General features: G+C 55.9%; 1 protein-coding gene. It reads left to right on the top strand.

Annotation, left to right across the window (positions count from 1 at the left end):
* Nucleotides 1-12,114 (top strand): Ig-like domain-containing protein (locus tag RMSM_RS23200; RefSeq protein WP_173405146.1); only part of this gene is annotated, 12,114 nt, incomplete at both ends.

Raw genomic sequence — 12,114 nt, 5'->3', positions numbered from 1 at the left:
CCTTGTTGGCCGAAGGTGACGAAGGCAACGAGGTCATCTTTACCTCGCGAGCGGACGATCGCTACGGAGCGGGCGGGACTTTTGATACCAACGGCGACACCTTCGGTACCGGCACCGCTGGCGAGTGGGCAGGCATCTACGCGTCGCCGACAAGTCGTCTCAGTTTGGATCACGCGTTGGTTGCATTCGCAGGCGGTATCACCGGTGTTGGCGGCGGAACCGCGGCGTTCAATCCGATTCAGATTCATCAGGCCGAAGCCCGTATTGCCAACAGCGTGTTTGAGCAAAACGAGGATGGGACCGGCGGCTCGCAACTTGGGGCCCGAGATGATTTCGCACCCAACTCGGCGGCCACAATTCATGTCACCGCGGCGCAGCCCACGATTGTCGGCAACACGTTTGTGGACAACAACGGCGCGGTGATCGATATCAATGTCAATGCGTTGAATTCCGAATTCAACAGCGATAGCGGGCGTCAAACCGGAGCGATTGACCTCTATTCAATCCCACCGGCCAACCAGGGACCCGTCGTTCGCGGTAACCAGTTGGAAGACAACGAAGTCAATGGCATGGTGATTCGAGGTGAAGTGCTTACCACCGAAGTGGTATGGGACGACACCGACATCGTTCACGTCTTGGACAGCGATATCGAAATCCCCGATTTGCATACCTATGGCGGAATGCGAATCGAAAGTAGTTCGACGGAGTCGTTGGTCGTCAAAGTCAACGGAGCCGAGATATTGGCCACCGGCCGATCGCTTGATATTGTCGATCGAATCGGTGGACGCTTGATGGTGTTGGGGCAACCTGGATTCCCGGTTGTGATGACCAGCATCAACGATGACACCGTCGGTGCGGGGTTCACCCCGAGCGGCGATGTGCAAACCGATACGATTCGAGGTACCGGGTCTGCTAGCCCAGGCGATTGGCAAGGATTGAGTTTTGATGCCTATAGCCACGATCGAAACGTCGCAGTCGCGACCGAGCGTGAAGGTCAAATTGGCGGTGTCGGCGACTTGAACGCCAACATCGGACAACACCAAGAACTCGGAACGCTGGCTGCCGATGAAAAGTCCGGCGACGAAAATATTCGCCTTGGTTTCGAAGTGCATGGTGCGATTGCGGCACCGCAAGATCAGGACTTGTATAGCTTCGAAGGCACTGCGGGAACCATGGTCTGGTTCGATGTCGATCGTACCGACGCACAACTGGACACCGTGCTGGAATTACTCGATGGCCAAGGACGTGTGTTGGCCTTGAGCCAAAATTCACGCACGGAATCGAACAACGGCCAATTGACCTTCGTCAACAGCAATCTGATGCGTGACGGTTATGCGTTGCCGATGCAGTTGGACCATGACGCTGAAATCAATGTTACCGGTGAATATCGCGATCTGTTTAGCCAAAACGACGGCGATTCAGCGATGCGTATCGTTTTGCCAGGAACCACGGGAACGCGAAATACGTTCTATGTGCGAATTCGTAGCAGCAATCCCGCCGCGAACTACACCACGTTAACTGGCATCAACGCAAGCCAATTGACGGGCGGAACGACCCAAGGCGGCTATCAATTCCAAATTCGCCTGAGCGAAACCGATGAATTTCCAGGCAGCGTGGTTCGCTATGCCGATCTTCGCTATGCGACCGATGCGATTGTGGCAATCGGTTTGCCCGCCCACTCACCCTTGGCTGGCGAACTGTTCAATCCCGGCGGAACGATCGATCTAGGAAGTCTCGCTAATACCGATCGCGGTGCCATTTCGATTGCCGGTGTCGCAGATAACACCGTCGACGTATATACCTTCACCGTCGATCGTGATTCGTTGCAGGGACTCGACCCAACGCCGAACAAAGTTTCCACGGTCTTTGATATTGATTGGGCGGATGGTTTGACCCGACCCGATACAAACATGTATCTGTTCGACGGCAACAATCTGATTGCGATCGGAACCAACTCGAACATCTTGGATGACCAGATCACTCCGATCGTGCCAGGCCAACCGACCACCGAGTCGGATCTGTCACGCGGATCCCAAGGCACTCGCGATGCCTTTATCGGGCCCTTGGAATTGAACCCCGATGGTGATTATCAAGTGATCGTCGGGACGACGGGCCAGATGCCTGCGGACATGACGCAGTTCACTCAGATCAACCCAGCGAATACCAATGCTCGGCTCGAACCGCTCGATCCGACCGTGCTGATCGTGGATGATCGCTTTGATTATGCACCGACGACCAACAACAGCGCAAACGAAGGAACGCCAGTCCAGCCGCGATTCGATCAGGAGACTGAGTCGTTGCAAGTTGGATTCGACGACGACGGCAGCAACATCATTCCATGGCAATTCGGTGACATCCCGCTACTAGCACTTCGCGAAGATGTTAATGCAAACGACGCATCACGTTTGTCGATCTACAATCCGTTTACCGGACGACATGATGCGATCATCGAAGAGGCCACTTCGGTTCCGATCGGCGCGGTAGCCCAATCGGCTCGCGGCGACATCATTGCCATTCGCAATGAAGGTAACGCGACTCGAAACGATGCGAATACCTCGACCACTTACAGTGTTGACGCCGAAGGTGTTTTCACGCAGGTTGGGGCCACCGGAATCGAAACCTACGAGCGGGCGCTGAACAACGCGAATCCGCCTGTCGCAATCAATAATCGCGACAACGAAGGAATGGTTTTTGACAGTCTGGCCTACTACAGCAGCCCGACGACGGAGGCACGTTACCTGTATGGACTCGCCAATCGTGGCACCTTCACAGGGACGAATGTCGGAAACAATGGAACCAATGATACGATCGGGACGGCGGAACCGAATCTGGATGCCAACAACCTGATTTATCGACTCGACCCCAATAATGGAACGGCGATCAGTCGTGCGGGCCGCGATATGACCGGCGGTTTTGAATCGGCAAATCCATTGGACCCGCGGATCCAAAATAATTACAACAATTTCAGCTTCCCGGCGGAAACGCCTTGGGCCGGTACCAATATCGTCGCCCAAATTCAGATCCCAACCGTCTCGCCCACCACCTCGTTACCCACCGGCAACGTTACCGATTTGGTGACTGACATCAATGGCGGCGAATTCTTGTATGCCTTCACCGATACCGGTGCGGTGTGGCGGGCCAGCTTTAGCGAAAACAGCAACAACACCTACGCCAGCGGGGACATCCGCGGATTTGCGACGCTGATCGTCGATCCGACTGTTGCCGATGTGCCGGGGGCGATCGAAGGTGTTGATTACGTGGCCGGCGTCGACTTCATTACCGATTCGAACGGCAACAAATTGGTGCTCGAACGCGTCAGCGTGGGGCCGGAAAACTTCCGTGACGTCAATGACACGATCGGAATTTCCAATCTGTACTTCGGTGTCGGACGCGCGACCACGCCTGGCACGCCCGTCAGTTCTGCGACGCCACTGCGGTACTACGCCTTCGATCTGACCAATCTGACGGCTCAGCCAATCTTCGAATTTGGTGCCGATAGCATCTTGGTGGACAACACGTCGACCACGGGTGAGTTTGCCGGTTTGTTCTTTAGCTCGCTCGATTCAACATTGTGGCATCTGAGCGACACGCTACGGACCGAGCCTGGACACGGGGTGAACGCGCTTGATGACCGTGCCGATCTGATTGGCGGTGGATCCATTCGATTTGGGTTCGATGATTTGAGCGACGACTTTAATCATCTGTCGCACCTCGACCAGGACGGCGATGGCCGAGTCAGTGACAATTCCGACGGCAATAACGATTTGGACGCCGATGATCTCCAAGGATTCTCGGGATACAACTTCCTGGGCGGTGCACACGGTAGCGTGCAAAGCAACTCGCTCGATCTTTCCGGATTCTCCGCGAACGATCTACCGATGTTGTACTTCACTTACCTTCTCGATTCCGAGAACACCAACGCGGACACCAATGTAACGACCAACAGCGACGCCGGACTTGACGACGTCATGCGTGATTCGCTGCGTGTGATGGTCGCTGGTGATGATGGTCAATGGCAGCTTGTCGCGACGAACAACTTCGACGATTCGATCAACAACCGCGTGTGGGACGATATTCGAGGTCCGGATCACGAGTACGACCCGATCGGCAGCCAAGGCTATACCAACGTCTTTGAACAGCGTTTCGTACAAGAATTGTTTGATGACGATGTGTTCCGCCAAGCTCGCATCGACCTTGGTCCATGGGCCGGTCAAGAAGATGTGAAGATCCGCTTTGAGTTTTCGACCGCCGGGGAAGCACGGCCCGACCAAAGTGAGATTCAAGCGATCGCCGGCTACAAATTGAGCGACGGACAAACCTTGGTCGTCTCGGGCGAGATGCCCGACCGGCTTGTTACCAATCAAGGCGACGTGCTGCCAACGCTGAGCAAATCGTTCGAGTTTGATCTCGGCTTGGTCGTTCAGATGCCTGCGGGCAGCCAGGTCACCGCTCCATTGACGCTGCAGCGGCCCGATGGGACCACGATCGTTGAATTGGTGCCAGGGATTGCCGGCCTCGGTCAAATCAGTGTTTCGCCAGCCGATACCGCAGCCGACGTGGCGCAAAAAGTGGCCGCGTTCATCGCCGCCGATGGCGATCCGGCGACCACGGCGACCACCAGTCCCGACAAACCGGCTTGGGTCAATTTCACGAGTGAAACCCAAGAGGGCGCTTACACGTTTGCTGGCTTGGAATTGCTAATCGAAAGCACGCCAGGCGTCGCAGCGACCGCGGTCGCGATTAACGTGGACATTTCGATGACTCCCGTCCAGGTGCGGGACGCCATTCAATTTGCCCTGGCCAACGAGATTCATTATCTCGACGCGGCGCCGAGTCTGGCGGCGTTCCCGGTCGTGGGAACCACCAATTCGGTGCGTCTATACGACTTGGCGATCAGCCAATCGAGTGCCCAAGGGATCGTTTCGCTGCCTGGGAACGACACCCTTGCGACGGCGCAAAACCTAGATGGCGAGGCGTGGAGTCAGTCGCTTAATACCAACATTGACAACAGCCTCGCTCGACCTCACGTAACAATAAACGGCGTCGGGGATGGAACGTACGACTATTTCTCGTTTACCGTGGATAACCCCGGCACGACCGCGACGTTTGACGTTGACGCTTCGAGCGACGACTTGGAATTGTTCTTGTATGATTCGTCGGGCAATCTGCTTGCCGCAAACGATGATGATGGGAATGACGCAGGTAGCACGTCTTCGCTCGATCCATTTATCTCTTACACGTTCACCCAACCCGGCACCTACGTGATCGGTATTGCGGCGTTTAATTCGTTCAACAATTTTCCGAACGGGATCGCTGGTGCTACGATTCCAGCCGGCGAAATCTATAGTCTGCACGTGTCGGTCGATGGCAAACCGGTTGCTTCGACAAACGGCTTCACGCCGCTGACGCTGATCAACGGTGAAAATGCAGGTGCATCCAACCTGCCTGGCTCGGAGTATGGTGTATACAGTGGAAGCCGTAGCGTGTCGGGACTATTGCGGGCCGGCGAACGCTCACGCGGACTCGGCGGGTCAAACGGAGTCTATATCGACGATATCGTGATCGGCTTGGCCGAACGCGGTGAAAGTTTTACTGGCGGCACACAAGGCACGGCGCTGGCGGACAACCCGTACTTTGAAGCTCGGTACTACAACCCGATCACCGGGATCATTGGTCCGGTTCAGCAAGAGATCACCGAAGGTGCATATCAGCTTGAAATCCGCTTGGGACAAGAGTACCTCGGCGCTAACAATATCGGCAAAGATACGCGATTCGATCTGAATCAACGACTTGCTGATGGCTTGAACATGGTCGTGCAAAGCAGCGGTGGCGACATCATCGATGGTGATACCTTTACGATCTCTAATGGCTTCGAAACGTTGCGGTTCGAGTTCAATGATGTCACGATTCCGTCGCTGACGACCCCAGCGGATACCGACAATGTGGTCATTGAATATCGCGTCTCGGACACCGCGGCGCAGGTAGCTCAGACCATTCGCAACGCGATTAATAGTGGATCGGTTCGGGCGGCACTCGGTATCGAAGTCACCACAAGTAGCGGTACCCTTGCCGATGGTACCGATCCGGTCATTGTTTTCCACGGCTATGCCGCGGCAAGCAACCTTGGCAGCACTAATTTCGGCTCGCCCGAAAGCGGACGTATTCATCTATTGGGGGTCATCACGGGCCAAAACGTCGTGCTCGGTGAGGACAACGGCGACCAGAATCTGCATCGTGATCAAGGTCAGTTCATTGTGGATTCGAACGTGATCAGCTTCTCGTCGGGAACGGCATTGAATCTATCGGCCAGCGATACCTCACCGGGGAACAAGGTGCCAAATGAAGGAGATCGTCCTAAGCCAGGCGCGGTTCAGCATTTCCCGACGCTCAACAGCGAGCAACTCATTCCGGGTGCCGTCGTCCAGAACAATCTGTTGATCAATAACAGCAACGGGATCTTGTTAGCAGGCGATACGTCATTGGGGGCACCTGCGGCGTTCTCGCGTGTCGTCAACAACACCATCGTCAATTCTGTCGTCGGTATCGAAATTCGCGATGGTGCCGCACCGACGTTGTTAAATAATGTCTTGTTTACCAATGCGGTCGGTCTGCTCGGCCAAAATGAAGGTCCGACGGTAGTGCGAGGAACGCTATATCAAGGTAATGGTGCGGCCACGATCGGAATCGGCACCGGTACCGAAGCGATCGTCGATCCAACCGGACCGCTGTTCGTCAATCCTAGCGTGGGCGTGTTTAACTTGGCGGCGGGCAGCCCGAACTTCTACCCAGCCGCCGGCAGCCCGTTGATCGATAGCAGTATCGAAAGCCAAGTCGACCGACCTTCGATCGTTTCGGTCAAGGATTCCGTAGGGATTTCGCAAAGTCCGATCGTGGTCAGCGAACGCGACTTAGCCGGACAAATTCGCAAGAATGGTTCGACCAGCACCGGGCAAGGCAACAATGTCGATATCGATCGCGGTGCACTCGATCGTTCCGATACGACCGGACCCAAAGCACAGCTGATCTCGCCCAACGACAACGACGCTGAAAACATCGATGTCGACCCTAGCCAGACGTTCTTGCAATTGACCGAAGGTGTTTATGAGTTCTTTGAAATTCTGATCACCGAAGGCTCAGGGATCGGTCCGGATGCCTCGACGATCAGTTCGGATCAGATCCGCTTGATTGAAAACGGAATCGAACTGCTTCCAGGAATCGATTACACGATCGGCTACAATACGGCGACACGCACGTTGCGGTTGACGCCGATCAGCGGTATTTGGCGACCTGATGCAACGTACCAAATTATTTTGAACAACGAGGATGCGCTGCAGAGCGACGGCACCACGATCCGAGCAATCTCGGACTTGGCGGGCAACCCGTTGCAGCCGAACCGAGCGACCGGCGAAACTCGCTTTACCATTTTGATGCCCGATGTCAAATTGGATTATGGCGATGCCCCTGTGTCCTACGGAACTCTCTTGAGCGACTCGGGAGCCCGGCACACGCTCAATAACGATCGTCTGCCACGACTGGGGCAATATGTCGACGTCGATATCAACGGCAATCCATCCCCAGCGTCGGATGATGATTTGGTATCGGTGTCGGTCACCTCGGTGAATACGGTGTTCACCATCGACAGTTCGGCTTCCAACGCAACCCAACGCGTGACGCTCAACGCCGTTCCAAACGGTGGCGAAGTGCTGACGATCGACGTCGGCGGCGTGATCACCAATCTTGAACTGATCACGGGCAACCTCGTACCAAGTTCCAATAACGTTGCGGTCGCGTTTGACTCGGCTGACACCGTTGACGAAGTCACGACCAAGTTGCTCAACGCGATTCTAACTCGCGTCGCCGCTTCGGGTGATTCCGTGGTGGTCGAGTTGGACAGTACCCAATCGAACTCGTTGACGATCACCGCGGTGGACGACGAAGACGGAGTCGCGACGGGAATTTACACCGCCCCCAACGGTTCGGCAGTCCGAGTCTTTGCGATCCCGGGTGCAGGTCCTGGTGCAGTCACCGCTGATGAAACGCTTGGTTACATCAACCCGTTGGATCCTGCGGGAACCAACGTCTATGTAGACGTTATCGGCACCGGGCTGTTGGACGCTTGGATCGATTTCGACCAAAGTGGAACCTTCGAGTCGAGTGAGCAGATTTTTGCCAACACGCCTGTGATCGAAGGCGGAAACCTGTTGACGATCGCCGGCGACACTGCGGCCTATGCGGCGGCGTTTGATGGTGAAACGTGGATGCGATTCCGAATCAGTGCCGAAGGCAACCTCGGACCAACCGGAGTTGCCGTCGGTGGCGAGGTCGAAGATCATCCGATCTCCATTCGCCGCGTTGCCCTGCCTACGCCGATCGACGATACGTTTAACGCCGTCGAAGATACGGTGCTGGACGTGCTGGCCGGCGGAGCCCAAGGAACCTTGTTTGACAACGACACCGGTTTGTCCGGACAATTGTTCCCCGTTCGCTATTTCCTCGGCGCATTGCCACAAAACGGAACGATTGAAATTGTCGACCGCTTTACCGGTGAATTCCGCTATACGCCCAACGAGGACTTCTACGGCGAAGACACCTTCACCTATCGGTTGAGCACGCAGGAGAACATCAGCCAGCATGCGACGAATGTCTCGACCTTTGCGACGGTGACGATCAATATTGCTCCGGTTAATGATCCTCCGGCAGCAATGGATCAAGCGTTCGTAGCGACCGAAGACACCACGCTGACCATTACGGCCGCCGAACTGCTTGTCGGTGCTGCGGGGCATGTGAATCCGGCGATCCCGCAAGCTCCGTTTGATGAATCGAATCAAACGCTACGCGTGGTATCGGTGACCGGTGGTGACCTCGCTACCGGGACCACGATCGATCAATCCAACGCATCCACCACGGCGATTACGGTCGAAGGCGGATCGTTGACCGCGACGTTTGACGTCGATGGATCGCTCATCGAGGTTCACTACACGCCGAAGCTAAACTTCAACAGTGACAACCTGCCACCGACACCTGGCGAGTTCCGCTTGGACGAATTCCTGTTCACCGTTGAGGACGATGGTGTCTTGGTATTGCCCGATGGATCCATTGATCCGGCCTTCCCCAATCCATTGACCACGGTGGCAACCGCTTCGATTCGGGTCACGCCACAGAACGACGCACCGTTCTTGGCGACTGACTCCGTATCGATCGACAATCCCGACTACGTGGACTATTTCACCTCGCGTGGCTTGACCGCTCCGGTACCAACCGAGGACCAGTCACTGGTGATTCCGGCGGAGTTCTTGCTAGAAAATGACATGAGTGGGCCGGTCGATGCTGCGGACGAAAACCAAGCGATTCGTGGAAACGATGGGGCGATCTCGTTGGTCAGCCCCGTGGGCTTGGTTGATCCAAGCTTGGGGACGCTTTCGATCAACGCCAGCGGCGACTTGTTGTTCACTCCGACTGCGGACGTTTACGGTGAGGTGTTGTTCACCTACACGGTGATTGACCAAGGCGTTGATGAAGCGGTCGATGGAACGCGAACCAGTGCTCCGCTGACGACCACCGTGACCTCGACGATTTTCCTCGAACCCGTCAATGACGCTCCGGTCGCCTTTGATCGGTCGTTGACGTTGGACGAAGTTTCCGAACCGGCCACCCCGGCTGTGTTGACGTTCACCGCCGCGGATCTGCTTACCGGCACGGCAGGCGAACAACCAAGCGTGGGCGGCAGTTTTGACATCTCGTTGCCGGCTCCGTACAACGAGACAAACCAAGCACTTCGCGTTGTCGCGTTCACGTCGGACGCGAACACGGTGGATGTGAACAGCTTGGCAGGCGGAAACGGGCAATTGTCGTTGACGACTAGCATCGGTGGGGTCTTAACGTTCAATTTCGCGGGTGGGGCGTTTGTTGACGGAACCTACCAACCGCCCGTCGATTACAACGAACGCGCGCCGTTTGATCCAAACGACGTCTTCACCTTTACGATCTCGGATGATGGTGCGACCGTGTTCGGCGGTGGTATCCCCGATCGCGATCTACCCGATGTTCGATCGACGACACCAGCAACGGTGACGTTGACGGTGACCGAGACCAACGATCCTCCGGTTTTCCAAACGATCCCTGTGGTCGACATGCTCGAGCGTGACGATTCCCTCTCGACCACGATTCCTGGGTTTGTGTTCAACCAAACGCCTGGACCTGTGACGGCGTTGGATGAAATTGATGTCCAAACGTTGTCGTTTACGATCGTTGATTCACTTTCGACCGTTCCTGCGGGATTGATGTTGCAGAGCCCACGCGTGTTGGCCGATGGCAGTTTGGAAGTGTTCCCGGCGCCCGACCAATTTGGCACGGCAACTTATGTCGTTCGAGCCACGGACGCGGAACCCAATAACCCGGCGTTTAACGATCCACGCTCGACCGACAAAACGTTCGTCTTGAATGTGCGTCCGGTCAATGACGCTCCGCGATTAAACACCAGTGTGCTTGGCAGCAGTGACCGAGTTGTGCCGGCGGGACCTAACCCGATCATCGACCAAGCGTATGCGGTCGCCGGTGATGGCACGATCACGTACACGCTGCGTGAAGACAATACGCAAGCACTCGGAGACACGTCACAACCGTTCTTTATTCCGATCAACCGTCCATCGGCGACATCGGGTTATAGCCAGATCGGATTGTTAGATGTCTTTACACCTGGACCGTCCAACGAAGTCGCCGCACTGCCCGGAGGATCCCAAACGCTCGAGCTGTTTGATTTCCCCGAAACCACAGATTTGGGCGGCCAATTGACCAGCGTCTTCAGCGGCGGTGTGTTGATCGGAGTGAATTACGTTCCGCCTACCAACTTCAATAATGTGATCGGTGCCTCCGATACGTTCACCTACACTGTGCGTGACAAGAGTAGTACCGGTAACGAAACCTACTCGCTTGCGGCGGGAGCCTTGGTGCCGGATCAATTGACGTCGATCAATCAGGTTCGATTGAACTTGAACCCCGTCAACGACCGACCCGAGTTCGAAATCAGCCGGCCCAATATCGAAGTCCCTGAGGACGGTGCGGCCGTGGCGATCAACAACTATGCGTTTAATATTAACGCGGGTCCTCCGTTCAACGCGTTCGATGAAATTGATCCCAATACGGGGCAAGACGTCACATTTACGGTGACCGCGTTGGGCATGGCAACGGATGAAGCGGCACAGTTCTTTTCACAATTCCCATCGATTGATTCCAACGGACGTTTGACTTTCCGCACGGCACCCAATGTGTTCGGCGAATTCCAGTTCGAAATTGTTGCTACGGACAATGGGCCTGGAAACGCCACGCGTGGTGACTTGATTTCGTCGCTGGCAAGCACCATGACGATTCAGGTGCAACCGGTGAACGATCCGCCTCAGATCGATCCGGCCGTTAGCCCGCTTGAATTCACGATGCTTGAAGATGGCGAAGTTGAGATTCGCGTGTCCGGCGACAGCACCAACCCTGGTTTGTTGGACGTGTTCGCGGTCGGACCGGCCAACGAAGCTGCGAATGTAACTCCGGGTGGCAATCAAACCTTGTCGCTTGGGACTCCGATTCCGGTCACGTCGCTCAACGGCGGAACGTTGACACAAGTGCTTGGCGGCAGCGGCGAAGTGGTCGCGCTTCGATACAAACCACGAGCGAATTTCTCTGGAACCGACTCGATCATTTACACTGTCACCGATGATGGCGTGACCGTCGATGTGGGAACGGGCGGCACCGTCCGCAGCAATCCTCGGATCGCATCCAACACGGTGGCGATCGAGGTTCTGTCGGTCAACGATGCACCGATCTTCAGCGGTGCTGGGGATGTGGTATCGATCGAAGATCAGGACACTGGGTTGGGACGAGGCGTTGTCGAGGTTTCGGATTGGGCGACCAACGTCCAAGCCGCACCTGCGGGGGCCACCGACGAACTCGATGGGACGGCAACGGTTGAAGCTCAGCAGACTGAGTTTGTGATCACGCAGATCAGCGGAGAGGCTTCGCTGTTCTCAGTCGCGCCTCACGCGATCATCAACGGATCGTCTGCGACGCTAGCTTACACGTTGGCACCGGATGCCGCCGGGCAAGCGGTGTTTACGGCCCAGCTTC

Source organism: Rhodopirellula maiorica SM1 (assembly GCF_000346295.1).
GTDB classification, from domain to species: Bacteria; Planctomycetota; Planctomycetia; order Pirellulales; family Pirellulaceae; genus Novipirellula; species Novipirellula maiorica.
The sequence above is the reverse complement of the archived record's forward strand: the minus strand, read 5'-3'. Positions and strand labels throughout refer to the sequence as shown.